The 24,881-nt window shown below is 68.4% G+C and carries 23 protein-coding genes; 5 read left to right on the forward strand and 18 right to left on the reverse strand.

All coding sequences use genetic code 11. From position 1 onward, the window contains the following. The coding region (locus tag AC5RW2_RS36200) for a hypothetical protein (protein ID WP_494050279.1) at window positions 1-276 on the forward strand (276 nt) is incomplete at its 5' end. A gap of 217 nt (window positions 277-493) precedes the next feature. On the opposite strand, the gene tyrS is transcribed toward AC5RW2_RS36200, so the two are convergent. The 12 genes from tyrS to argC form a co-directional block, all read right to left on the reverse strand. Continuing rightward, the gene (tyrS, locus tag AC5RW2_RS36205; RefSeq protein ID WP_494075095.1) at window positions 494-1,810 is read right to left on the reverse strand and encodes a tyrosine--tRNA ligase; all 1,317 of its coding nucleotides are present in this window, start codon (window positions 1,808-1,810) and stop codon (window positions 494-496) included. Between the two features lie 4 nt (window positions 1,811-1,814). After that, window positions 1,815-4,073, reverse strand: a complete 2,259-nt coding sequence (locus AC5RW2_RS36210) for a HelD family protein (protein WP_494075096.1) — start codon at window positions 4,071-4,073, stop codon at window positions 1,815-1,817. A 122-nt stretch (window positions 4,074-4,195) separates the two neighbouring features. Beyond that, a complete protein-coding gene (locus AC5RW2_RS36215) occupies window positions 4,196-4,702 on the reverse strand; it encodes an adenine phosphoribosyltransferase (RefSeq protein ID WP_493977814.1) in 507 nt (168 codons plus the stop codon). Window positions 4,703-4,744: 42 nt separating this feature from the next. Further along, the gene (locus tag AC5RW2_RS36220; RefSeq protein WP_494002364.1) at window positions 4,745-5,374 is read right to left on the reverse strand and encodes a DNA-3-methyladenine glycosylase; all 630 of its coding nucleotides are present in this window, start codon (window positions 5,372-5,374) and stop codon (window positions 4,745-4,747) included. Further along, window positions 5,374-6,363 carry an SRPBCC domain-containing protein gene (locus AC5RW2_RS36225; protein ID WP_494026333.1) on the reverse strand — a complete coding sequence of 330 codons (990 nt, stop codon included), beginning with the start codon at window positions 6,361-6,363 and terminating at the stop codon, window positions 5,374-5,376. The genes AC5RW2_RS36220 and AC5RW2_RS36225 overlap by 1 nt, the downstream gene beginning before the upstream one ends. A gap of 103 nt (window positions 6,364-6,466) precedes the next feature. Beyond that, a complete protein-coding gene (argH, locus tag AC5RW2_RS36230) occupies window positions 6,467-7,915 on the reverse strand; it encodes an argininosuccinate lyase (protein WP_494002366.1) in 1,449 nt (482 codons plus the stop codon). Between the two features lie 166 nt (window positions 7,916-8,081). After that, window positions 8,082-8,648, reverse strand: a complete 567-nt coding sequence (locus AC5RW2_RS36235) for an arginine repressor (protein ID WP_494002367.1) — start codon at window positions 8,646-8,648, stop codon at window positions 8,082-8,084. Beyond that, a complete protein-coding gene (gene argF / locus AC5RW2_RS36240) occupies window positions 8,603-9,562 on the reverse strand; it encodes an ornithine carbamoyltransferase (protein ID WP_494026334.1) in 960 nt (319 codons plus the stop codon). The genes AC5RW2_RS36235 and argF overlap by 46 nt, the downstream gene beginning before the upstream one ends. Further along, window positions 9,559-10,854, reverse strand: a complete 1,296-nt coding sequence (locus AC5RW2_RS36245) for an acetylornithine transaminase (RefSeq protein ID WP_494026335.1) — start codon at window positions 10,852-10,854, stop codon at window positions 9,559-9,561. Before AC5RW2_RS36245 ends, argF begins: the two co-directional genes overlap by 4 nt. Beyond that, complete coding sequence (gene argB / locus AC5RW2_RS36250) at window positions 10,851-11,759, reverse strand: acetylglutamate kinase (protein ID WP_494026336.1); 909 nt, start codon at window positions 11,757-11,759, stop codon at window positions 10,851-10,853. Before argB ends, AC5RW2_RS36245 begins: the two co-directional genes overlap by 4 nt. An 8-nt stretch (window positions 11,760-11,767) precedes the next feature. After that, window positions 11,768-12,919 (reverse strand): bifunctional glutamate N-acetyltransferase/amino-acid acetyltransferase ArgJ, encoded by a 1,152-nt coding sequence (gene argJ, locus AC5RW2_RS36255; protein ID WP_494026337.1) that lies wholly within the window; start codon window positions 12,917-12,919, stop codon window positions 11,768-11,770. After that, on the reverse strand, window positions 12,916-13,947 hold the full coding sequence (gene argC / locus AC5RW2_RS36260; protein WP_494026338.1) for an N-acetyl-gamma-glutamyl-phosphate reductase: 1,032 nt from the start codon (window positions 13,945-13,947) through the stop codon (window positions 12,916-12,918). Before argC ends, argJ begins: the two co-directional genes overlap by 4 nt. Window positions 13,948-14,137: 190 nt before the next feature. Between argC and AC5RW2_RS36265 the strand changes: the two genes are divergently transcribed. Continuing rightward, window positions 14,138-15,103, forward strand: coding sequence for a quinone oxidoreductase family protein (locus AC5RW2_RS36265; protein ID WP_494023837.1), 966 nt, complete (start codon window positions 14,138-14,140; stop codon window positions 15,101-15,103). A 122-nt stretch (window positions 15,104-15,225) separates the two neighbouring features. Here the strand turns inward: AC5RW2_RS36265 and AC5RW2_RS36270 are convergent, their stop codons facing one another. The 3 genes from AC5RW2_RS36270 to pheS form a co-directional block, all read right to left on the reverse strand. Beyond that, a complete protein-coding gene (locus AC5RW2_RS36270) occupies window positions 15,226-15,936 on the reverse strand; it encodes a 4'-phosphopantetheinyl transferase family protein (protein ID WP_494026339.1) in 711 nt (236 codons plus the stop codon). Between the two features lie 83 nt (window positions 15,937-16,019). Then, window positions 16,020-18,563, reverse strand: coding sequence for a phenylalanine--tRNA ligase subunit beta (gene pheT, locus AC5RW2_RS36275; protein ID WP_494026340.1), 2,544 nt, complete (start codon window positions 18,561-18,563; stop codon window positions 16,020-16,022). Window positions 18,564-18,567: 4 nt separating this feature from the next. Further along, entirely contained in the window at window positions 18,568-19,638 is a 1,071-nt protein-coding gene (gene pheS, locus AC5RW2_RS36280; RefSeq protein WP_494026341.1) for a phenylalanine--tRNA ligase subunit alpha, read from the reverse strand. 108 nt (window positions 19,639-19,746) lie between these two features. Here pheS and AC5RW2_RS36285 point away from each other — a divergent pair, with 108 nt between their 5' ends. Together AC5RW2_RS36285 and AC5RW2_RS36290 are read left to right on the forward strand one after the other, a co-directional pair. Further along, window positions 19,747-20,202, forward strand: a complete 456-nt coding sequence (locus AC5RW2_RS36285) for a hypothetical protein (protein WP_494026342.1) — start codon at window positions 19,747-19,749, stop codon at window positions 20,200-20,202. Between the two features lie 63 nt (window positions 20,203-20,265). Then, entirely contained in the window at window positions 20,266-21,294 is a 1,029-nt protein-coding gene (locus AC5RW2_RS36290) for an Rv2578c family radical SAM protein (protein WP_494026343.1), read from the forward strand. Between the two features lie 53 nt (window positions 21,295-21,347). Here AC5RW2_RS36290 and AC5RW2_RS36295 read toward each other — a convergent pair whose 3' ends face one another. After that, on the reverse strand, window positions 21,348-21,794 hold the full coding sequence (locus AC5RW2_RS36295) for a (deoxy)nucleoside triphosphate pyrophosphohydrolase (protein ID WP_494002379.1): 447 nt from the start codon (window positions 21,792-21,794) through the stop codon (window positions 21,348-21,350). Window positions 21,795-22,002: 208 nt separating this feature from the next. Here AC5RW2_RS36295 and AC5RW2_RS36300 point away from each other — a divergent pair, with 208 nt between their 5' ends. Beyond that, window positions 22,003-23,208, forward strand: a complete 1,206-nt coding sequence (locus tag AC5RW2_RS36300; RefSeq protein WP_494026344.1) for an MFS transporter — start codon at window positions 22,003-22,005, stop codon at window positions 23,206-23,208. A gap of 33 nt (window positions 23,209-23,241) precedes the next feature. On the opposite strand, the gene AC5RW2_RS36305 is transcribed toward AC5RW2_RS36300, so the two are convergent. Next, on the reverse strand, window positions 23,242-24,168 hold the full coding sequence (locus tag AC5RW2_RS36305; protein WP_494023831.1) for a TrmH family RNA methyltransferase: 927 nt from the start codon (window positions 24,166-24,168) through the stop codon (window positions 23,242-23,244). 45 nt (window positions 24,169-24,213) lie between these two features. After that, the gene (rplT, locus tag AC5RW2_RS36310; protein ID WP_494075097.1) at window positions 24,214-24,879 is read right to left on the reverse strand and encodes a 50S ribosomal protein L20, sunset domain variant; all 666 of its coding nucleotides are present in this window, start codon (window positions 24,877-24,879) and stop codon (window positions 24,214-24,216) included. Between the last annotated feature and the right edge of the window lie 2 nt (window positions 24,880-24,881).

Below are 24,881 nucleotides of genomic sequence, written 5' to 3' on the forward strand. Positions count from 1 at the left end.
ACACACCACAGGGGCGGCACGCCACGGCACTTTCAACCAATAAATAATTGGTATCAACAAACTTGGCACACTATTGAGTTCTCAAACAACAGGAGCAAACGAATACTCTCCAAAACAATTTCTTCCGAAATCCGCTTTGCTTTTCTTCGCTGCGATGTTTCTACTTTATTTCATTCCTTTTCTTTCTGTCAAATCCGCGTTTCCGCTTCATTTACCTCGAGAAAAGGAACCCATCACAAAAACCCAGCTAATTCGCCTGCGCACTCGGGCGCATGACAGTCGCTGTCTTTTTATCGAAGGGGCTTGTCGCGTTCCGGCCGGCTGTTTCACAACCAGCGGCGGCGACTCAGAAAACATTACACGGCACCGGACGGGCCCGCAAATCGCCGGCGGGTGATGCCCGCCACTGATGCCGAAGGGCCCGCGGCCTCCCCTGACCAGGGGGACTGCGGGCCCTTCGACGTGGCCGGCTGACGTGCGAACGCCCGTGGATTCAGGCAGACACTTCGACCATGGCGAGCGTGCGCTTGCCGCGGCGCATCAACAGGTATTTGCCATGCAGCAACTGCTCGCTCCCGACTGCGGCGTCCGGATCGGTAATCTTCTGGTTGTTAACGTAGGCGCCGCCCTCGGCTACGGTCCGCCGCGCCGCGGAATTGCTGGCGGCCAGGCCCGACTGGACCAACAGGTCGATGATGCCGGTGGTAGCTGCACCGGTCACAGCGCTGGGCAGCTCGGCAGTGGCGGCGACAAGAGTCGCCTCGTCCAACTCGGCCAGGTCGCCCTGCCCGAACAGGGCCGAGGACGCGGCGATCACCTTCTCGGTGGCTGCGGGGCCGTGCACAATCGACGTCACGTCGTAGGCCAACGCACGCTGTGCCTCACGGGCATGCGGCCGTTCGGCTACTGCGCGCTCAAGCGCTTCGATCTCCTCGCGGGAACGGAAGGTAAAGACCTTGAGCCGCTGCACCACGTCCGCGTCGGCAGTGTTGAGCCAGAACTGGTACATGGCGTAGGGGCTGCACATGTCCGCATCCAGCCAGATGGCATTGCCCTCGCTCTTGCCGAACTTGGTTCCGTCGGAGTTAGTGATCAGCGGCGTGCCGACGGCGTGGACAGACTGGCCCTCCACCTTGCGGATCAACTCGATGCCGCTGGTGAGGTTGCCCCACTGGTCGGATCCGCCGGTCTGCAAGATGCAGCCGTACTGCCGGTACAGCTCCAGGTAATCCATGCCCTGCAGGATCTGGTAGCTGAATTCGGCGTAGCTGATCCCCTCGTCCGAGTTCAGCCGGGACGCGACGATGTCCTTCTTGACCATCGTCCCCACGCGGAAGTGCTTGCCGATGTCGCGCAGGAAGTCCAAGACACTCAGTGGCGCCGTCCAGTCCAGATTGTTGACCATTCGCGCGGCGTTCGTACCGTCGAAGTCCAGGAAGCGCTGCACCTGTCCCTGCAGGCGGTCCACCCATTCGGCGACGGTTTCCTTGGTGTTCATGGTGCGCTCGGCGGTAGGTCGGGGATCGCCGACCAGCCCGGTGGAGCCACCTACAAGGCCCAGCGGCTTGTGCCCCGCCAGCTGAAGCCGGCGCATGGTCAGCAGCTGGACCAGATTGCCCAGGTGAAGGCTGGGTGCGGTGGGGTCGAAGCCGCAGTAATACGTGATCGCGTCCCCCGCCAGCAGCTTCTCCAGTTCGGCTTCATCGGTCGAAACATGGACAAGGCCGCGCCACTTCAGTTCCTGCCACACATTGGCAAAACCAGGGTCGTTGCGTTGGGAAGCCAGAAACGTATTATTCACGGATACCAAATTATCAGCCTTCGATGCCCTCGGGGACGTCGCCTTCGGCCAGCAGCCGGAGCCGCCGGGTCGGACGGGTCATGGCAACATAGAGATCTCCGACGCGGCCGCCGACCCGGTGCAGCAGCTCACCCGGCTCAAGCACTACGACGGCATCGAACTCCAGGCCCTTGGCCTCCTGCGGACCCAGCACGCTGATGTCCTGTTCCATCCCGCCGGCACCGCCGCCCACGCGTGCCCCGTAGGCCGCGGCCAGCGCACTCCGGACGTCCGGCAGGCGGTGGTCGGAGGCAATAACAGCCAACAGACCGCCGTCGGCGGCGGCAAGCTCCTCGGGCATGACCTCCAAAAGCCGTTCGACCATGCGACCCTCCGGCACCCGGTCCACGACCGGCGACCAGCGGCCGTCGCGCACCGCCTTCGGAGCCGTCACGACCAGGCCCGCTGCGTTGGCCATCCGGACGGCGGCCTGCGCAATCTGGGAGGGCGTGCGGTAGTTCACGGTGAGTTCTTCAAGCTGCCAGCGGTCGCCGGCGAACGGCTCGAGCGCCTGCTGCCACGATTCCGCGCCGGCGGGAGAGCTCGTCTGCGCGATATCGCCGACGACGGTGAACGACTTGAGCGGGCAGCGGCGCATCAGCAGCCGCCACTGCATGGCCGACAACTCCTGCGCCTCGTCAACCACAATGTGGCCAAAGGCCCAGGTGCGGTCAACGGCGGCCCGTTCGGCAGCGGTGAAGCGGGTCTGCTGCGCCTGGTTGTAACCGGCCAGGTCCTCGGCGCTGACCACGCCGTCGATCCCGATATCACGCAGCATCTGGTCGACGTTCCGCAGCGACTGCTCCGCATTGGCGACGTCGCGGGCCCGCTCGGCATCTCGCTGGGCCTTGTCACGCCCGGCCGAGGCATCCATGTCCCCGAGCAGCTCCGCGGCTTCATCCAGCAACGGCACATCGGCTTCCGTCCACGACGCATCCGCGGGGCGCAGCAGCAGCTTGCGTTCGGCGTCCGTCAGATCGGGAGCGGCCGCCTCGAGATGGGCCGGCTTGCTGAGCAGTTCCCTGACCAGCTGTTCCGGGGTCAGCGGCATCCAGCACAGATTAAGCGCCACCCTGACATCGCGCGAGGTGCGCACGTCTTCGATCAGATAGGCACGGTCCGCGTTGTTTCCCGGTCCGGACGATTTCTCCAGTGCCTCCCCCAGCTGGTCCGCCAGTTCGCGCAACAGGATTTTCACGAACGTAACCCGGGCCGTGTTGTGTGGTTTGCCGGTCGCCCGTGCCCGGTCGCGGGCCCGTGCCACTTGGCGCGGCGTCAGCGTCAGCATGGTGCCTTCGACGTTAAGCCTGCGCGGTTCCGCCGGAAGCCTCTGCCGGTTGGCCACTGCGTTGGCCACGACGCCGGCCATGTCCAGGCGGCCTTTGATCTCGGCCACGGCCGGGTTGCTCTCGGACACGGCCCGTACGCCGGGCATCAGGCCGCCCAGGGTGGACATCACCACTCCGGTCTCGCCCAGCGAGGGAAGCACCCGCTCGATGTACTTCATGAAAGAGTTCGATGGCCCCACCAGCAGCACGCCGGCCGACTTCAGCCGTTCGCGGTGCGAATACAACAGGTAGGCCGCCCGGTGCAGGGCGACGGCGGTCTTGCCCGTACCGGGACCGCCCTGCACCACGAGGATCCCCGGCATCGGGGCCCTGATGATGCGGTCCTGTTCGGCTTGGATAGTGCCGACAATGTCGGACATGGCTCCGGTCCGCTTCGAATTCAGCGCCGCCAACAGGGCCCCTTCGCCCTGCAGGACCCCGTCCTCGGAGAGCATGGTCGGATCCAGCACGTCGTCTTCGATGCCCTTGACCTGGTGCCCCTGCAAAATCAGGTGCCGGCGCCGCCGGACTCCCAGCCGTTCGAAGGCCGTAGCCTGGTAGAACGCCCCGGCTTCGGGGGCCCGCCAGTCCACCATCAGCTGCTGCAGGTCTGCCGTGCTGAGTCCGATCCGCCCGATGTAGCGGCGGTCGCCGTCGTCCAGATCAAGTCGGCCGAACACCAACCGGTCGTCCACGGCGTTCAGTTGCGCCAGCCGGTCTTCGTACATGGTGGCGAACGCGTCGCGCTCGGAGATGTTCTGCATGCTTCCCACGGCGCCGCTGCTGCGGACGCGGGCCAACTGTTCCTGTTTCTCGGCGCGCAGTTCTTCCAGCCGACGGTACAGCCCCGCCACATAGGCGCGCTCAAGTTCTAGCTCGGCATGGGCCGAAGGCGATTCAGGCATACGTGTTCCCTCCCCAAAAGGCAGACCGTCCATTCTACTACCGGCGCGCCAAATTTTCTTCCGCCGGAACGACCGCGGGCGGGTGGGCACGCGCCCTTTCGCCAAGGACGCAATGGCCGGGGCTATTCACGCACCAGCGAGCGGATGCGGTGTCCGGTCAGGGCAGACCTGCCCCGCAGGGCCGAGAGCTCGAGGACCACGCCGAATCCGGCAACCTGCACCCCTGCCCGTTCGAAGAGACGGCACGCCGCGCCGAGGGTCCCGCCGGTGGCCAGCACATCGTCCAGAATCAGGACGCGCGAACCCGGCACCAGTTCATCGGCATGGATTTCCAACGTGGCCGTGCCGTACTCCAGCGCGTAGTCTTCGGAAATCGTCCTGCGCGGCAGTTTGCCTTTCTTGCGCACGGTGATGACCCCGGTGCCCGAGGCATACGCGGCCGCGGCAGACAGCAGGAAGCCGCGGGCCTCGACACCGGCGACGGCGTCGAATTGGCCCTCGAACGGGTCGATTAGGGCATGCACCAAGGCGTGCAGCGCCTCGCCGTCGGCAAATACGGGAGTAAGGTCCCGGAAGATGATCCCTGGCTTCGGATAGTCCCGAACCGTTTCAGAAAGACGGTTGACCATGGCTTCAACTGATTCGCGGGGACGTTCATTCACCCGTCTACCCTACCCGCTGCCGGCGCGCCGGCGCGGCTTCGCGGCCCGGTACTGCGAGACCGTCGGGTCCCCTTCAAGCCAGAAACGCCATGGGTAGGCCGCGGTGCCGCCCTCGCCGCTCACGCCCACCCGCGGCCCGGTCCGCACATGCTGATGGGAGGCCCGGACTGCCGGCCGTGCGAGTTCCAGTTCCCCCTGGGCGAAGGCCCTGCCGTTGTCGGCAAGCGTCAGCCCCAGGGCAGTGGCCAGCCGGGCCGGCCCCCGTGCCAGTTCCGCATCGTTTTTGGCCGAAGCACGCCGGCTTCGGGCAAGGTCAAGGCCTTGGGTGATTTCACCGGCGCGGAGCAGGGCCCCGGTGGCCTGGCCGTCATGGCCGCACACGATATTCACGCAATGGTGCATGCCATAGGTGAAGTAGACATAGATGTGGCCCGGCGGGCCGAACATCGCCTTGTTGCGGTTTGTCGGGCCGCGGAAGCCATGCGATCCCGGGTCGTGCTCGCCCATGTAGGCCTCTACCTCGGTGAGCCGTACGGCTACTGTTCCCTCGGGCGTGGTGTGTGTCAGGCGGGCGCCGAGCAGCCCCGGAGCAACGTCCACGGCGGGCCGGGCAAGCCAGTGAAGTAACGCTGCGTCCACTAGGCCGGCTGCACCCGCTGGTAGAAGCGCGTCAGGGCTTCGAGCCGGTGGGCCGAATCATGCACATGGCCGCCGCCCAGCACCGTGGCGAGGGCATCCAGCCGCGCGTGCCAGCGGGCCATTAGGGCTTCGGGCGATATCTCTCGCCCGATGTTGTGCACCAGCAGCAGGCGGGTCTTGCCGTCGGCCGGTTCCAGCATCCAGTGCACGGTTCCGCTGCCCTCCGGAGCGGTCCAGGTGTAGTCGAGACGGCTGCCGGCGAGCACATACTCAACGTCCCCCTCAACCGTCCGTTCCGGCAGGGTGAATTCGACGGCGCCGCCGGTCTGCAGCTCTACGCGGCCGGGGCCCAGCCACTTGCCGAACAGATCCGGCTCGGTCAGGGCCGCCCAGACCTCCGTTGCGGCGGCGTCGAGCAACCGTTCGAAACGCAGGCTTGTGCGCCCCGAATCCTTGTGGGCGGTGCCCATCGAGTGCGAGAGCCGGAAGTGGCGGGCATAGGCCTCGCGCAGCCGTGCCCATCGACCGGGCTCCGGGTTTGACGGCCGCCCGCCAGCGACGGCGGCGAGTGCGTCCAGGATTGTTTGCCAGCCCGCGCTGCCTTCGGTCAGGAAGTCCGGCCCCTCGGCGCGCGAGCGGAACTGCAGCAAGGTACCGCCGTCGCTCTCCAGCACCCGCCATTCGATGACCGCTTCCTGCCCCAGCTCATCCTCCCAGCTGATCTGCAGGCTGAGCGGCGGATTCAGCTGCAGGACCGTACCGCTGGTGGTGCCGCCGCCCAGATCCAGCTCATAGGTATGGCCCAGCTGCCAGTCGGCGTCCAGCGTCCCGAGCCATTTAGCGACGTTGTCCTTTTCCGCCAGAAGGCTCCAGATGTAGCTGCGCGGGTAATCGAGCTGTCGGTCGAAGGCCAGGACGTAGTCCCCGTCAACCCGCTCGATCCGACCCTCCGGCACCAGCTTTTCCTCGTCCTGGCTCAGCGTCGACATGCTCGCTCCCTCGGCTCAGTGGTTCTCGACCCGTCGCTTCACAAACTACCGCAGCACTATTTGCTACCGGCCGGTAACTTACCCGTGCCGGGCTGCGGACGGCTCAGGGGCGGCCGCCGGAGACGTAGCCGCGTGCGCCGTCCAGCGCTGCCTCAAGCGCCGCGATCTGGGCGGCCACGGCGGTCGGGGCGGTGCCGCCCTGCGAACTGCGGCTGGCCAGCGAACCTTCGACCGTGAGCACTTCACGCACCTGTGGAGTCAGCTGCGGGGAAATAGCCGCGAATTCCTCGTCCGTCAGGTCCCAGAGTTCAACTCCGCGGCTTTCGGCCTGTCTTACGGCGGCACCGGACAGCTCGTGAGCTTCCCGGAACGGAATGCCCTGACGGACCAGCCATTCGGCGATGTCGGTGGCGAGCGCGAAGCCTTGCGGGGCCAGCGCCTCCAGCCGCTCGGTATTGAAGACAAGGGTTTCGATCATGCCGGCGACGGCGGGCAGCAGCAGCTCCAGGGTGTCTGCCGCGTCAAAGACCGGTTCCTTGTCTTCCTGCAGGTCACGGTTGTAGGCCAGCGGCAGGCCCTTGAGCGTGGCCAAGAGCCCCGTCAGGTCGCCGATCAGCCGGCCGGCCTTGCCGCGGGCCAATTCCGCGACGTCCGGATTCTTCTTCTGCGGCATGATCGAGGAGCCCGTGGAATAGGCATCGTCCAGCGTCACGAAGGAAAATTCCTTGGTGGCCCACAGGATGACTTCTTCCGATATCCGGGACAGGTCCACGCCGATCATGGCCGCGACCCAGCTGAATTCGGCAAAGACGTCCCGCGCGGCAGTTCCGTCGATCGAGTTCCAAGTTGCGGAGTCAAAGCCGAGGTCCGCCGCGACGGCGTTGGGATCCAGGCCGAGCGAGGAACCGGCCAGGGCACCGGAGCCGTAGGGAGAGACGGCGGCCCGCTTGTCCCAGTCCGCCAGCCGCTGGACGTCCCGCAGCAGCGCCCAGGCGTGGGCCAGCAGGTGATGGGACAGCAGCACCGGCTGCGCGTGCTGAAGGTGGGTGCGGCCCGGCATGGCAACCTCCGGATACCGGCGGGCCTGGGTGAGCAGCGCATCGATGGTTGCCAGCACTCCCCCCGCGATGATCCGTGCGTGGTCGCGCAGGTACATCCTGCCCAAGGTGGCGATCTGGTCGTTGCGGGACCGTCCGGCCCGAAGTTTTCCGCCCAGCTGGGCGCCGGCCCGTTCGATCAGCCCGCGCTCCAGGGAACCGTGCACGTCCTCGTCCGACTCGGCCGCCACATACGCGCCCGACCGCACGTCGTCGTCGAGCCGGTCCAGGGCGGCGAGCATGCCTTGCAGTTCGGCGTCGTCGAGCAATCCGGCCTGGTGCAGGACCTTGGCGTGGGCCCGGGAACCTGCGATGTCGTACTGCGCCAGGCGCCAGTCGAAATGCGTGGACTTGCTCAACGCGGCCAGGGCATCGGCCGGGCCGCCGGCGAAGCGGCCGCCCCAGAGGGCGCCTTCGTTGGTGTGCCCGGTGGGGCTCTTCGGTTCCTGCGTCACGTTGTGTCTTCCCTTTCCGCCAGGTTGCCCTGGTGACGGTTCCGCACCCGGCCGTGCCGGCCGGCGGAGATGGCTCGTTGTGCCGGCTTCCGCGCCGGCGTCCGCTGCTGCTGCTGCTGCTGCTGCTGCTGCTGCTGCTGCTGCTGCTGCGACTAGGTTATGGGGTTCAGGCGTTGCGCGAGGATTCGTCGGCGAACTGCAGGAACCGTGCGGCGAGCGCCGCTCCGCCGGCCGGATCCCGAGTCACCAGCAGAACGGTGTCGTCGCCCGCAATTGTGCCCAGGACCGACGGCATGACCGAGTGGTCGATGGCCAGCGCCAGGAAGTTGGCCGCCCCCGGCGGTGTCCGCAGGACCACCAGGTTTGCGGAGGCCTCGGCGGTGACCAGCAGGTCGGCACAGAGCCTGGCCAGCCGGGCGTCCAGGATCTCCTGGGTGACACCGCTCTGCGGCGTGCGTTCCCCGCCCTCGCCGGGCACCGCGTAGATCAGCCCGCCGTCCTGGCCGCGCACCCGTACCGCACCCAGTTCCACCAGGTCCCGCGAGAGCGTGGCCTGGGTTACCTGGACACCCTCGTCCGCCAGCCGGGCGGCCAGTTCCGCCTGCGAGCGCACCGACTCGCCGGTGAGGATCGCGGTGATCTTGGCCTGGCGGGCGGTCTTGGTGGCCGGCATCGTGTTCACCGCCGTCAGCTCCCGGCCAGTGGAGCCAGCGACGACCGGTCCATCAGCCATGCCATGAGCGCCTTCTGGGCGTGCAGCCGGTTCTCCGCCTCGTCCCACACCACCGACTGGGGGCCGTCGATGACCTCGGCGGCGATCTCGTAGCCGCGGTAGGCGGGCAGGCAGTGCAGCACGACGGCGTCGTCGGCTGCCAGCTTCAGGGCCGCCTGGTCCACGGCGTAGTCCTTGAACAGTTCCAGCCGCTCCGCCTTCTCCTCTTCCTGCCCCATCGAGACCCATGTGTCCGTGGCGACGACGTCGGCCTCCGCCAGCGCCTTGGCGGGATCCGTGGTGACCAGAACCGAGCCGCCGGTTTCGGCGGCGCGTGCTTCGGCTTCGGCCACGACCGACGCCGCCGGGAGGTGCCCGGCGGGTCCGGCGATCCGCACGTGCATCCCCGCCGTCGCTCCCGCGAGCAGGTACGAGTTGGCCATGTTGTTGGCCGCATCGCCCAGATAGGTCAGGGTGAGTCCGGCCAGCTTGCCTTTGTGTTCCTGCACCGTCAGCAGGTCGGCCAGCAACTGGCAGGGGTGGTAGTCGTCGGAGAGCGAGTTGATGACCGGCACACGGGACAGCGCCGCCATCTCCTCCAGCCCGGCATGGGCGTAGGTCCGCCAGACGACCGTGGAGACCATCCGTTCCAACACCTTGATGGTGTCGGAGACGGACTCTTTGTGTCCCAGCTGCGATTCGCCGGGATTAATGACCAGCGGCACCCCGCCCAGGTCCGCGATTCCGGCGGCGAAGGACACCCGGGTGCGGGTGGAGGTCTTGTCAAAGATCACGGCCACGGTCTTACGTCCCGCCCCGTCGCCGGCATACGGCTGGTAGCGGTAGGGGGACCGCTTCATGTCGGCGGCCAACTGCAGCACTTCCGCCTGTTCGGCCGGGCTGAGGTCGGTGTCCTTCAGGAAGTGGCGGGTCATGATGCGTCCTTGCTGGTAGCGGCGGCCAGGGCAGCCGCGGTGGTCAGGATGTCCGGCAGCGCGGCGGTGAACCGGGCGGCCTCTTCGGCGGTCAGGATCAGCGGCGGGGCCAGCCGCAGCGTGCGCGGGCCGGGATTGTTGATGATGAAGCCGGCTTCCAGGGCGGCGGCCACCGCGGCAGCGGCGATGTCGGCATCCAGGTCGATCCCGATCAGCAAGCCCTCGCCGCGGACCTCGGCGACGTGTTCCAGGCCGGCCAGCTCCGCGCGCAGCCGCTCCCCCAGTCCGGAGGCGTGGGCCAGCAGCCCGCGCGACTCGATGGCCTGCAGCGTCGCCAGGCCTGCCGCCGTCGCCACCGGGTTTCCGCCGAACGTCGTTCCGTGCTGGCCCGCCGTCAGGAGTCCGGAAGTAGTTGCCCCGAAGGTGATCAACGCGCCGACGGGCAGCCCGCTGCCCAGGCCCTTGGCCAGGGTGATGGCATCCGGGACGATCTGCTCGCCACCGGCCACGCCGCCCTGGAACGCGAACCAGTTGCCGGTGCGGCCGACGCCGGTCTGCACCTCGTCCAAAATCAGCAGCGCGCCCGCGGCCTTGGTAGCTTCGCGCGCCGCCTTCAGGTAGCCCGCGGGCAGCGGCCGGACGCCCACCTCCCCCTGGATTGGTTCCAGCACGACGGCGGCCACGGACTCGTCGACGGCGGCGCGGAGGGCCTCCTCGTCACCGAAGGGAAGGTGGACCACGCCGCCGGGCAGCGGTTCGAACGGTTCGCGGTAGGACTCCTTGGCCGTCAGCGCCAAAGCCCCCATGGTCCGGCCGTGGAAAGCGCCCTCCAGGGCCAAAATCTTGCTCCGGGTGGGGCTCGAGTTTCGCCGGGCCAGCTTGAACGCCGCTTCGTTGGCTTCGGTGCCGGAGTTGGCAAAGAACACCTTGGAACCTGCCGGAGCGGCGGCGAGCTGCAGCAACCGCTCCGCCAGCGCAATCTGTGCCGGGCTGGTGAAGAAGTTGGAGACGTGGCCGAGGGTGGACAACTGGGCGGCCACGACCCCGGTCAGGAACTCGTCCGCGTGGCCGAGCGCGTTCACCGCGATCCCGCCGAGCAGGTCCAGGTATTCCCTGCCGTCCGCGTCCCACACGATGCAGCCCTTGCCGCGCACCAAGACGCGCTGCGGGGTTCCGAAGACCCCCATCAGCGACCCGCGGTATTTCTCCAGCAGCTGCCGGTTGTCCAGGCCTTCCAGTGCTTCCAGCCCGGCGAGGCCGGCGGCCGGGGAAACGGTATGCGGGGTGTTCATGCTGCGTCTCCGTCCGGGACGACCTGGGTGCCGATGCCGGCCGCGGTAAAGATTTCCAGCAGGATCGAGTGCGGCATCCTGCCATCGACGACGGCGGCGCGCTCCACTCCCCCGTCGACCGCCTTGAGGCAGGCTTCCATCTTGGGAATCATGCCGGACTGCAGCCGCGGCAGCAGCTCGCGCAGCTCCCCCGCCGTCAGCGACGAGATCAAGGAGGACTTGTCCGGCCAGTTGGCGTACAGCCCCTCGACGTCGGTGAGGATGACCAGCCGTGAGGCGTGCAAGGCGTCCGCCACCGCAGCGGCCGCGGTATCGGCGTTGACGTTGAGCACCTGGTTGGTGCCTTCGCCGTCGCCGCCGATTTCCGGTGCCACGGTGGAGATCACCGGGATGCGCCCGGCGTCGAGCAAATCCAGGATGGCGGACGGGTTGACGCCGACGACTTCGCCGACCAGGCCCAGGTCGATGTCTTCGCCGTCCACCACGGTGCCCGTGCGCACCGCCTGCAGCAGCCCGCCGTCTTCACCGGAGAGGCCCACGGCGTACGGCCCGTGCGAATTGATCAGGCCCACCAGTTCCCGTCCGACTTGTCCGGTGAGCACCATGCGCACCACGTCCATGGCCTCGGGGGTGGTGACCCGCAGTCCGCCCTTGAACTCGGACTCGATGCCCAGCCGCGAGAGCATGGCGTTGATCTGCGGTCCGCCGCCGTGGACGACCACCGGCTTGATGCCGGCGTGGTGGAGGAAAACGATGTCTTCGGCGAACGCCTGCCGCAGTTCATTGTTGACCATGGCGTTGCCGCCGTACTTGATCACCATGGTGGTGCCGGCGAACCGCTGGATCCAGGGCAGGGCCTCGATCAGCGTGGCGGCCTTGTCCTGGGCCATCAGCATCGTGTTCATCTCGGTCCTCAGCTGGAGTAGGCGGAGTTCTCATGCACGTATTCGTGCGTGAGGTCGTTGGTCCAGATGGTTGCGGTCTCGCTGCCGGCATTAAGGTCGATCACCACGGCCACGTCGCGGCCGTTCAGGTCCACCAGGTCGCGCGGTTCGCCCACGCCGCCGTTTCGGCAGACCTGCACGCCGTTCATGCTGACGTTGAGCTGGTCCGGCTCGAAGGCGGCGTCGGTCGTGCCCACCGCGGACAGCACGCGGCCCCAGTTCGGATCTTTGCCGAAGATGGCGGTCTTGAACAAATTGGAGCGGGCCACTGCGCGGCTGACGGTTTCCGCATCCCGCTCGGAAGCGGCGTTGATCGTGGTGACCGCGATGTCGTGGCTGGCGCCCTCGGCATCGGTAATCAGTTGCCGCGCCAGCTCCGCGCAGACGCCGGTCAGCGCCGCGGTGAAGTCCTCCAGCGCGGGAATGGCCCCGGAAGCGCCCGAAGCCAGCAGCACCACCGTGTCGTTGGTGGACATGCAGCCGTCGGAATCCGTCCGGTCGAAGGTCAGCCGCGTGGCCTCGCGCAACGCCACCTGCAGCGCCGGCGGTGCGAGTTCGGCATCCGTGGTGATGACCACCAGCATGGTGGCCAGGCCCGGGGCCAGCATGCCGGCGCCCTTGGCCATGCCGCCGATGCTGTACCCGCCGCCGGTGAACAGGGCCTGCTTGGAAACGGAATCGGTGGTCATGATGGCTTCGGCCGCGTCGGCGCCGCCGTCGGCGGACAATGCCGCTGCAGCAGCTTCGACACCCGGCAGCAGCTTGTCCATCGGCAGCTGCTCGCCGATCAGCCCGGTGGAACATACGACCACGTCGCCCGAGGAAATACCGAGCAGGGCTGCGGTTTTCTCGGCGGTGGCGTGGGTGTTCTGGAAGCCCTCGGCCCCGGTGCAGGCATTGGCACCGCCGGAATTCAGCACCACCGCGTCCACGCGGCCGTCGCCGACCACCTGCCGCGACCAGTGCACGGGAGCGGCCGCCACGCGGTTCGAGGTAAAGACTGCCGCCGCCGCCCGCTGTGGTCCGTCGTTGACCACCAGCGCGACATCGGGCTTGCCGGAGGCTTTCAGGCCGGCGGTGGCACCGGCGGCACGAAATCCCTGTGGTGCGGTAACGCTCACGGTGCTATCCCCTGCTGGGTCAGGCCGGCGGTCTCGTCGAGGCCGAGGGCGATGTTCATGGACTGGATGGCGCCGCCGCCGGTTCCCTTGGTGAGGTTGTCGATGGCGCAGGTGACGACGGCGCGGCCCGCGTGCTCGTCGAAGGCCAGCTGCAGGACGGCATGGTTGCTGCCCTGCACCGACTTGGTATTCGGCCACTGGCCCTCGGGCAGCAGGTGCACGAACGGTTCATCAGCGTAGGCGGCCTCCCAGGCGCGGCGCAGCGACGCGGCATCCGTACCGGGTTTGATGCGCGCCGTGGCGGTGGTCAGGATGCCGCGGCTCATCGGCGCGAGGGTGGGAGTAAACGAGATCGTGACCGCCTCGCCGGCGGCCGCCGAGAGCCCCTGCTCGATTTCCGGAGTGTGCCGGTGTCCGCCGCCAACCCCGTAGGGGCTCATGCCGCCCATTACTTCCGAACCGATCAGGTGTACCTTCGCGGACTTGCCGGCCCCCGAGGTGCCGGACGCGGCGACAATCACCACGTCACCGGGCTCCAGCAGCCCGGCCGCGAAGCCCGGGGCCAGCGCCAGCAGCGAACTGGTGGGATAGCAGCCCGGGACGGCGATCCGGCGGGCGCCGCGCAGCTTTTCCCGGTGCCCGGGAAGCTCCGGAAGGCCGTAGGGCCAACTGCCGGCGTGGGCGGTGCCGTAGAACTTCTCCCAGGACACCGGGTCCACCAGCCGGTGGTCCGCGCCCGCATCCACCACCAGGGTGTCTGCCGGCAGCGCGGCGGCGATCTCAGCGCTGGCGCCATGCGGCAGCGCCAGGAACACCACGTCGTGCCCGGCCAGGTTCTCGACGGTTGTGTCGACCAGGACTTTGTCCGCCAGCGCATGCAGGTGCGGCTGCAGTTCCCCCAACCGCGAACCGGCACTGCTGTGGGCGGTGACGGCTCCGACGGAGACCTCGGGGTGGTTCGCCAGCAGGCGGAGGACCTCGCCGCCCGCGTAACCGCTGGCGCCGGAGACTGCAACCTTAATTGTCATGGCATCCAGCATACAGCAAGACTATGCACTGGAGAGGATAATTATGCATCGTCCTGCATGCCCTGCCGGCGGAAACGGCGGGCCGGGGCGCGGACGTTAGCGCCTACGATGGGTTCTGAGCCGGCCGGCCCTCAGCGGCCAGATTCCACCGCCGGCACCGACTGTCCCGAGTACCTTAAGGAGACCCTACATGGCCAAGGCGATCGTGGCCGCCGCACCCGGCGGTCCGGAAGTACTGCAACTGCGCGAGGTCGACACCCCCCGGCCCGGCCCGGGCCAGCTGCTGGTCAAAGTTGCCGCGGCGGGTGTGAACTTCGTCGAGACCTATGAGCGCAGCGGCGTCTACAACGTCCCGTTTCCGTACACGCCCGGCTCCGAAGCCGCCGGCACGGTCGAGGCCGTCGGCCCGGGGGTCGACGGCTTCGCCCCCGGTGACCGCGTCGCCTTCGCCGAGGGCGACCGCACCTACGCTGAGTTCACCGTGGTCTCCGCCGACGCGGCGCTCCCGGTGCCGGAAGGCGTGGACGACGACGTGGCGGCCGCCATCCCGCTGCAGGGCATGACGGCGCATTACCTCATTAACTCCAGCTTCAGGGTCCAGCCGGGCCAGACCGTACTCACCCATGCGGGTGCCGGCGGAGTAGGCCTGATCCTGACGCAGCTGCTCAAAGCCAAGGGCGCCCGCGTGATCACCACGGTGTCTACCGACGAAAAGGAAGAACTGGCCCGCAGCGCCGGCGCGGATGAGGTGCTCCGCTACGACGGCTTTGCCGGACAGGTGCGCGAACTGACCGCCGGCACCGGGGTGGACGTGGTGTACGACGGCGTCGGCAGGGACACCTTCGACGGTTCGCTGGCCAGCCTGCGCACCCGCGGCATGCTCGTGCTCTTCGGCGGCGCGTCGGGCCAGGTGCCCCCGTTCGACCTGCAGCGGCTCAACCGGGGCGGCTCCTTGTTCGTCACCCGCCCCAACCTCGCCGACCATCTGCTCACGCCGCAGGAGCGGCGCTGGCGCTCCAGCGAATTGTTCGACGCCGTCCTGTCGGGCCGCCTGGACATCCGGATCGGCCGGACATATCCGCTGGCCGAGGCGGCGCAGGCACACGAGGACCTGCAAGCCCGCCGCACCACGGGCAAGCTGCTGCTGGTTCCGTAAGGGCGGCCCCCGGTTGCCGTCGACGCCCGCCCTCGCTGCCGGCGCCGGCGGTCCCGGCGCCGGCGGAGGAGGAGGAAATTGCCGCGGACGGGGAGTGCGGGCGGAGCGCCTGCCCTCCCCGTTCAGCCCTGGACAGCCGCAGTTTCCCGGTAGGTGATTTTCGGGTCGGCCGACCCGCCAACGGCCAGCGCCGCGGCGAGGCCGGGCGGCACTTCCCCGCCGGCATCCGCGAGGGTGAGGTCCAGCAGTTGCAGCCCGGGACGGTCTCCCGCTTCCCCGGGCCAGCCGGACAGCTGGGGTTCGCCGTCCGCACCGGCGACGCCGATCGTATCGGGCGGCAGCCGCAGGCCGTGGCCTGTCGACTTCAGCACGGCCTCTTTCCTGGTCCACAGCCGGGCCCGCAGCAGGCGCGGGTCGGCTGCCTGCTCCACCAGGGTCCGCTCCGCGTCCGTGAGCATGACGGCGTCGATGTTGTCCTCCGGCCGAAAAGCGTCCGCCCAGGCGTCTTCGATGTCGACTCCGAGCAGCACGGGCCGGAAGGACAGCGCGGCCAGCAGCCAGCGGCCCGAGCGGGCGTAGCTCAGGCGGGCGGGGGCCGGAGCGCCGTCCAGCAGCAGGTGCGGCTGGCCATGCCGGCCATCGTTGCCCCGCGTGCATTGGCGGCAGTCGAAGGCGAGCCGCATCCGGTCGGGGTCGACGTTCAGTTCCCGCGCCGCCAGCAGGCGGACGGCTTCGCGGTTGTGGGCGCGGACGCTGGGGCGCCGGTCCGGCCCGCTGGCGGCCGGGAACCCGTTTGGCAGCTGCACCAGCTGCAGTATCACCTGGGCCTTCATGCGTTCCTTTTCCCTTTCCCCCACGACGGCGGGGCCCACCTGCGCCGGTGGGCCCCGCCGTCGTCATTCATGGCAGTAACCGGTTACCGCTGAACGGCACCGCAGCGGGCTGCGGCCAGCTCCACGGCCTGGGCCCGTGCCGCGGAGGCCTCGTCGGCGGTCAACGTGCGGTCATTCGCCCGGAACCTGAGCCCGAAGGCCAGCGACTTCTTCCCGTGCTCGATCCCGGGGCCCGCATAGACGTCGAACAGGGCCACATCTTCCAGCAGTTCACCGGCGCCTTCACGCAGCGCCTCGCGGACTGCTTCGGCCGGAACCGACGAATCGACGACGAGCGCTACGTCCTGGGTGGAGACCGGGTAGGTGGACAGATGCTTGGCCACAATCACATCGGCGGCGGCCTCAAAGAGTGCCTCGCCGTTCAGTTCCATGGCGGCAGTCCGCGCCGGCAGGTCCCCGTCCTGGAGCAGCTTCGGATGCAGCTCGCCGGCGTAGCCGACGACCTCGCCGGTGCGCAGGGACAACTGCGCGGTCCGGCCGGGGTGGAAGGCCTGGTGCTGTCCCTGGGCGACGACCAGTTCAATGCCGAGGACGTCGCCGACGGTCAGTGCGGCGTCCAGTGCGTCCGACCATTCCCAGTGGCGGGGCGTGAACCCTGCGCCCGGTGCCGCCTCGTGCCCGATCAGGACCGCGGCCACATGCCAGGGCTGGTCCGGGATCCCTGCCTGCAGTTCCTCGAGCACCTCGTCCGACGGCCTGGCGCCCAGCGGGGGCAGGACCGGAGACCCGATCTTGCCGCCGGGCAGGAACACCAGGCCGCCTTCGTACAACGCCAGATCGCGGAAGCCGCGGGAATGGTTGCGCCGTGCAGTCTCCAGCAGTCCCGGCAGCAGGCTGGTGCGCAGGTACCCGAATTCGGCGGAGATCGGGTTCGCCAGCTTGACGGCGGCCGCACCGGAGCCGGCCTCGGTAGTTCCGAACGTTTCGTTCTGCCCGGTGGAAACGAAGGGGTAGCTGAGCACCTCGGTCAGGCCGGCGTCCGCCAGGGACTGCAGCACGCGGCGGCGCTGCTGCTGCCCACGGGACAGGCCGCGCCCCGGCGGGGCCACCGGCAGGGTGGCCGGAATCCGGTCATAGCCCACCAGCCGGGCTATTTCTTCGACCAGGTCCTCCTTGATGGCCAGGTCGGGCCGCCAGCTGGGCGCCGTGACGCGCAGGCCGCCGTCGTACCGTTCGAAGGAAGCGCCGATGCCGGTCAGGGCGGATTCAATCTGCCCTGCCGTGTACTCGAAGCCGATGAGGCGGGAGGCGAAACCGTCGGGCAGGTCGATCTCGACGGGTGCCGGACGTGACCCGACATCCGTCGCGGCGGTGTCGGCCGTGCCGCCGGCGAGTTCGACCAGCAGGTCCACGGCGCGCTGCGCCGCCTCATCCGCAATTTCCCAGTCCACTCCGCGCTCATTGCGCTTGGACGCCTCGGACGGCAGCTTGTGGCGGCGCCGGGTGCGGCCCATGGAGACGTCGTCGAAATGGGCGGACTCAATCAGCACATTCGCGGTTCCGTCCCCGACCTCGGTTTCGGCACCGCCCATCACCCCGGCCAAACCGATGGCGCCGCGGTCATCCGTAATCAGCAGGTCCTCGGTGGAGAGCCGGCGCTCCTTGCCGTCCAGGGTCACCAGGGTCTCGCCCGGATTGGCCCGGCGGACCACGATCGGGCCCTGGAGTTTGTCCGCGTCATAGAAGTGCAGCGGCTGGCCCAGTTCCAGCATCACGTAGTTGGAAATGTCCACAACCAGCGAAATGGAGCGCATGCCGGCCAGGCGCAGCCGGGAGGCCATCCACTGGGGCGTGGGCCGCGACGGGTCGACGCCGCGGACCGTGCGTGCCACGAAGCGGTCGCAGCCGGGCTTGCCGTAGACCGGGGACTGGTCTTCGAGCCGGACGGGGTGGCCCTCGCCGGCCGCTTCGGGAACAACGACGCGGCTGGCCGGGTCGACGAATTCGGTGCCGGTGGCCAGCGCGTATTCACGGGCCACCCCCCGAATGGAGAAGCAATAGCCGCGATCCGGCGTCACGTTGATCTCGGCCGCCTCGTCGGTCAGGCCGAGCAGTTCCATCGCGTCGGTGCCGATCTCCGGGTCGAGTCCCAGCCGGGAGAGCACGATGATGCCGTCGTGGTCCTCGCCGATGCCGAGCTCTCGGGCGGACGCGATCATGCCGGCGGACGTGTGGCCGTAGGTTTTGCGCGGGGTGATCCGGAAATCCCCCGGCAGCACCGCGCCGGGCAACGTCACCACGACTTTGTCGCCCACCTCGAAGTTGTGGGCTCCGCAGACGATGCCCTGCACGCCGGACGGGTCGATGCCGTCGCCGCTGAGCGGCTGGCCGGCGCCTTCGGGCGCCACACGCACCTGGCACCAGTTAATGGTCTTGCCGTTTGACTGCGGCTCCTTGACCAGGTCGAGGACCTGTCCCACCACGATCGGTCCGGAGATCGAATCGGACGGACGGTGAACGTCCTCTTCTTCGAGTCCGACCTTGACGAGGTCGGCCATAACGTCCTCGGCGGTGGCGTCTGCGGGAACCTGCGCGTACTCGCGCAACCAGGAAAGGGGAATACGCATAGTTCTAGATCTCCATCCCGAAGTGCTGGCTGAAGCGGATGTCGCCTTCGATCATGTCGTGCATGTCCGGGACGTCGTTGCGGAACATGAGGGTGCGTTCGATGCCCATGCCGAAGGCGAAACCCGAGTAGACCTCCGGATCGATGCCGGCAGCGCGCAGCACATTGGGGTTGACCATGCCGCAGCCGCCCCACTCGATCCAGCGGGGGCCGCCCTTGGCGCCCGGATGCCAGATGTCCATCTCCGCGGAGGGCTCGGTGAACGGGAAGTAGGCCGGGCGCAGGCGGATCTTGGCCTCGGCGCCGAACATCTGCCGCGAGAAGTGCTCCAACGTGCCGCGCAGGTCGGCCATCGTGAGCCCCTTGTCCACGGCCAGGCCTTCAAACTGGTGGAAAACAGGCGTATGGGTCGCGTCCAGTTCATCGGTGCGGAACGTCCGGCCCGGGCACAGCACGTACACGGGCAGGTCCCGTTCCAGCATGGAGCGGACCTGCACCGGCGATGTGTGGGTCCGCAGCACCAGGTGCGCCTCGGGCGGTTCCACGAAGAAGGTGTCCTGCATCTCCCGTGCGGGGTGGTCCGGCTTGAAGTTCAAGGCGTCGAAGTTGAACCACTCGGATTCCACCTCCGGCCCCTCGGCGATCTCCCAGCCCATGCCGACGAAGATGTCGCTGACCCGTTCCTGCAGCGTGGATAGCGGGTGCCGGGCACCGGCGCGGCGGCGGCGCGGAGCCGCGGTAACGTCCACTGCCTCCTCGACGAGGATCTGCGCCTCCCGTTCGGCCTCCAGTTCGGCGGTGCGGGCGGCCAGCGCCTGGTTGATGCGCCCGCGGGCCGGACCCACGATCTTGCCGGCCGCCGCCTTGTCCTCCTTGGCCAGCTTGCCGATTTCGCGGTTGGCCAGGCTAAGCGGGGACTTCTCGCCGGCGTGGGCGAGCCGGGCAGTCTTGAGCCCGTCCAGGTCGGAGGCAGCCTTGAAAGCCATCACCGCCTGCTCGACGGCGGCGGCTACCGCGGCTTCGTCGAGGGGGCTCGGCACGGGTGGCTCCTGGACTGGGGGTGTCACGTCAGACATGTGCTGTGGGGACCTCGGAATAGGTTAAAGGGTTTCCGCCCGCGTACGGGCAACCAGTCCAGTCTAGTTCACGGGCCGGCACCGACCCGAAACGCTTACGATGGGCCCATGACGCCGTCCGAGAAGCTGCGTGCCGCCTGGAACCTGCTCAACGGCTCCACCCTGTTGGGGCTGACCCTCGCCGCCGCGGTCCGCTGCAGCCTTCATCCCGGACCCCATGGCCTGATCCTGGCCCACGGCTTTCGGCCCGGGCTGCCGAAGGCCGCTGCCTTTACCGTGGGCAACGTGGTGCTGTTCCGCGACGCTGCGGCCGGGCTGGCCGGCAATCCGGTGCTGCTGGGCCACGAATCCCGCCACAGCAGCCAATATGCCTGGTGCCTGGGCCTGCCGTTCCTGCCGCTATACGGCTTCGCTGCCGCCTGGTCGTGGTGGCGGACCGGCGACCCGGCGTCCCGGAACATCTTCGAGCGGCTGGCCGGGCTGCAGTCGGGCGGCTACACGGAGCGGCCGGTGCGGCGGAGGACTGGACCGCGCGGCTCGCGGACCGTGCGGGCGGCCGGCTGAATTCCCTGCGGAAGCCCCCTCCTGGCCCTGTCGCCCGGTTCGAAGATGTGTTCTACTTAAAACATGAGGTGGTCCTCCCAGCAAGCGGAACCAGGCGCACTGCTCCCGTTGTCCGGACTCGTCCGGAGCGTCCAGACCCCCGGTTTCGCCGGCATCACATTCCATGAGGTCATGGCCAAGTCGGCGCTGAACCGCGTGGGCGCCGGCTCGCGGATGCCGTTCGAATGGACCATCAACCCCTACCGTGGCTGCAGCCACGCGTGCGTGTATTGCTTCGCCCGCAAGACGCACAGCTACCTCGATTTGGACACCGGACTGGATTTTGACAGCCAGTTGGTGGTCAAGGTGAACGTGGGCGAGGTCCTCCGCCGCGAGCTTGCCAAACCGTCGTGGAAGCGCGAACACGTGGCCATGGGCACCAACACCGATCCTTACCAGCGGGCCGAGGGCCGCTACAAGCTGATGCCGGAGATCATCAAGGCCCTGGCCGGGTCAGGAACCCCGTTTTCGATCCTGACCAAGGGCACCTTGCTGGCCCGTGACCTGCCGCTGCTGCGTGCGGCGGCCGGGGACGTCGAGGTCGGCATGGGGATTTCGCTCGCCATGACCGACGCCGGACTGGCCCGCCGTGTGGAGCCGGGAACACCCGCGCCGCGGGCCCGGCTCGAGCTGATCGCCAAGCTCAGCGACGCCGGCCTGCCGTGTTCGGTGATGGCCATGCCGATCCTGCCCTGGCTGACGGACTCGGAGGACGCGCTCGACGGGCTGTGCGCGGCCGTTGCGGCAGCCGGGGCCACCAGCATGACGGCGGGCGCGCTGCACCTTCGTCCCGGCGCCAGGGAATGGTATCTGCAATGGCTGGCCAAGGAATACCCGCAACTTGTGGGCAAGTACCGCCGCCTCTACGACGGCGGCACGTATGCCGCCAAGGACTATCGGGTCTGGCTGGCGGACCGGGTCCGGGAAGCCAAGCGCCGGCACGGATTGGAAAACGCTGCCCGGCTGCGCGACGTGCCCGTGCGGCCACCGGCGGAAAGTCCGGCAGCGCCGTCTGGCACGCCGGCCGCAGCGGGACAGGCGACGTTGTTCTAAGTGTCCGGGCAACGCTTCGGCCCCGGCAGGACGACGGGTTCCGGCGGGAGCCGTTACGCGGGACGGGCGGCGGTGCGGCCTGCAGCGGTCAGCACGGCTTCGAGGATCGGAAAATCGGCGGGAATCCACGGCAGGGCCGCGGCTTCTGCCGCCTCCAGCCGGACCCAGCGCAATTCGTCGTGGTCTTGCAGCGGCTTCGGCAGCCCGTCGGTAATGTAGGCACACCATACGCGCATGGCCGCCGCCTCATTCAGCGGCCAGCCCTGCGGGAGCGGACCGGAGACTTCGACTCCCAGCTCTATTCCGACCCCCAGTTCCTCGCGGATTTCGCGGCGCAGGGCGTCTTCGCAGCTCTCCCCCGGCTCCACCTTGCCGCCGGGAAACTCCCACAGGCCGGCCAGCGCCTCCGGCGCGGTGCGCCGGGCGGCCAGTAATCTGTTCGGGGCGTCGCGGGCGTCGAGGATGGCTGCGCCGACAATCTGTTTCAGGCTCGTTTGCACGCGGTTCAGTCTACGGGGCGGGTCCGGCCCGGTTCCCACGGCCCCGGACTATGCCGCAGACCACAGGCCACACGGGTCCGGAATGGGATGCCGTGCCGTCGCGTTGCCGTACAGTGGCAGCCGGTGCCCGCAAACTGCCGCCCGTGCCCAGGCCCCGGCATGCAGGCTTGCGCCGGCGCCCAGTTGTCCGTCCGACCGAAAGCCGATCATGAATTCCCCGACACTCGTCACCGCACGGAGGCAGACCGAAAACCGCCGGACGGCGTGGGCCATCGTCGCCTTGGCCATGGGCGGCTTCGGCATCGGCACGACGGAATTTGCCATCATGGGCCTGCTGCAGAATGTGGCGGCCGGCCTGGACGTCTCCATCCCGGAGAGCGGGCACCTGATTTCCGCCTATGCCCTGGGCGTGGTGGTCGGCGCGCCGCTGCTCGCAGCCCTCGGAGCCAAGCTTCCGCACAAGCACATGGTCCTGGGGCTGATGGTCCTGTTCACGCTCGGGAACCTCTCGTCGGTGTTCGCGCCCGACTACGCCACGATGCTGGCCACCCGGTTCATTTCCGGCCTTCCGCACGGCGCCTATTTCGGCGTGGCCGCCGTCCTGGCCGCCTCGCTGGTCTCGCCGACCCGCCGCGCGCAGGCGGTCGCCATGGTCATGCTCGGGCTCTCGGTGGCCAACGTCGTCGGCGTCCCGTTGGTCACCTGGCTGGGCCAACAGTACGGCTGGCGGCTGATGTTCGTGGCCGTGGGCATCGTCGGCGCGGTGACGATACTGATGCTCCAGCGCTTGGTTCCCTTCACCCCCGCGCACGCGGAGGCCGGCATCCGTCGGGAACTCGGCGCCCTGAAACGGATCCAGGTCTGGTTGGCGCTGTTGATCGGCGTGGTCGGCTTCGGCGGATTTTTCGCGGTGTATTCCTACATCAGCCCGACCATGACCGAAGTGACAGGCCTGGCCCCGGCCGCCCTGCCGCTGATTGTCGGCCTCTACGGCCTGGGCATGGTCGTCGGCACCTTCATCGGCGGCAAGTTGGCGGACCGCTCGGTGATGGGGACCATCTACCAGGTGATGACGGCGATCATCGTGATCCTGGTGTTCTTCTGGGCCGCCTCATCCATTGCCGCCCTGGCGATTCCCCTCGTGTTCCTCCTGGGGGCCGCAGGATCGAGCCTGATCCCGGCCCTGCAGACACGCCTGATGGACGCCTCCCCCAACGCCCAGACCCTGGCCGCCTCGCTGAACCATTCGGCGTTGAACATGGCCAATGCCCTCGGCGCTTTCCTGGGCGGCCTCGTGATCTCCTGGGGCTGGGGATATGCCGCGCCGGCGCTGGTCGGCGCCGGGCTGGCATCCTTGGGGCTGGTCATCGCCGCTCTCAGCGGGGCGCTCGAGAAACGGCGCAGCCTCGCCTGAGGCGCATCTTGCGGCGGGCCGGCCGGCCAACAGCTACCCTGCAGGCCCGCGTCGACGCTGGGACCTCGCGGAGGCGTACAGGCAGACGGTGGCCGCCGTGCCGACGTTCAGGCTTTCGGCCTGGCCGTAAACCGGCACGGCGACCCGATGGTCCGCGGCGGCCAGTTCTTCCGACGACAACCCTTGGGCTTCGTTCCCAAAGAGCCAGGCGGTAGGCGCCGCGAGATCCGGCAGGCTGCCGGCCACGCCCTCGTCCCCGGCCGCGGGAGTTTCTCCCAGCCGGGCCAGGGCGCTGCGGTCCTGCAAATCGTCCAGATCGATGGTGCCGTAGCCGTCAGCTGCCAGCATGGTTGCGCCGGCGGCGCGCACGGCCGCCGCCACGTCACCGAAATCGTGACCGTTCACCACCGGAAGGTGGAAGAGTGATCCGGCCGTGGAACGGACGGCCTTGGGATTGTAGATGTCCACGCTGGAGTTGGTCAGGATCACGGCATCGGCGCCGGCGGAATCGGCCGCCCGCAGGATGGTGCCGGCGTTGCCCGGGTCCTGCACCCGGACCATGACCGCCAGCAGCCGGGGTTTGCTTTGCAGGACCTCGTTCAGCGGCCGGTCCAGGTAGTGGCAGACGGCCACGATCCCCTGCGGGTTGACCGTGTCTGCCATTGCCGCCAGCACCGCATCGGTGGCCAGCCGCAGCGGCACGCCGTCGGCGAGGTCCGCCAGTTCAGGCGACCGGTCCAGGCAGGCTTCGGTGGCGAAGACCTCGGCCACGATGCCGCTGTTTCCGGCGCCAAGATGCGCCCGGTGGGCGGACAGGGCCTCGCGGACAGCCTGCGGGCCTTCGGCCAGGAATTGGCGGCGCTTTAAACGCACCGAGCGCCCGGCAAGCTTTGCCACATCCCTGACCCGATCGGCTCGGGGGTTGGACATGATGGCTTGCGGGCGCCCGGTAGTGCTCATACAGCGACTATAACGTCGCCACATAAGCGTTTATGCATCCGGTGCTTATTCGGCAACCTTCTGGCGGGCCTCGCCGCCGGCGGGCTCGAAACCGGCAGCCTTGGCGGCCTCCACGGACTCGAACCAGTACACGGGAGTGGTGTTCTCGTACCAGGTAGAGCCCGGGACGTGGTACTTCTTGGACTGGTTGCCCTTGATGGTGTAGCCGGCGGGAGCGTCCTCGCCGTCAACAGCCTTCACGGCGCCGGCAACTTCTCCGCCTTCAGCGGCGGGCGCGGCAGCCTTGGCGGCGGCCGGAGCGGCCTTGGCGGCGGCGACAGGCTTGGCGGCGGCGGTCTGGCGCTCTGCCGGAGCCGAAGTGTCGGCCGGCAGGGCGTCCTTGGCTACCTGCACCAGAGCGGCGAAGGCGCCGGCGTCGGACACGGCCAGCTCGGCCAGCATGCGGCGGTCGACCTGGACCTCGGCGGCCTTCAGGCCCTGGATGAGGCGGTTGTAGGTCAGGCCGTTGGCGCGGGAGGCAGCGTTGATGCGCTGGATCCACAGGCGGCGGAAATCACCCTTGCGCTTGCGGCGGTCGCCGTAGCTGTACACGAACGAGTGCAGCAGCTGTTCCTTGGCCTTGCGGTACAGGCGGGACCGCTGTCCGCGGTATCCGGCAGCCCGGTCCAGGATGACCCGGCGCTTCTTGTGGGCGTTGACCGCCCGCTTCACAC

Source organism: Arthrobacter sp. B0316-1-20 (assembly GCF_059091865.1).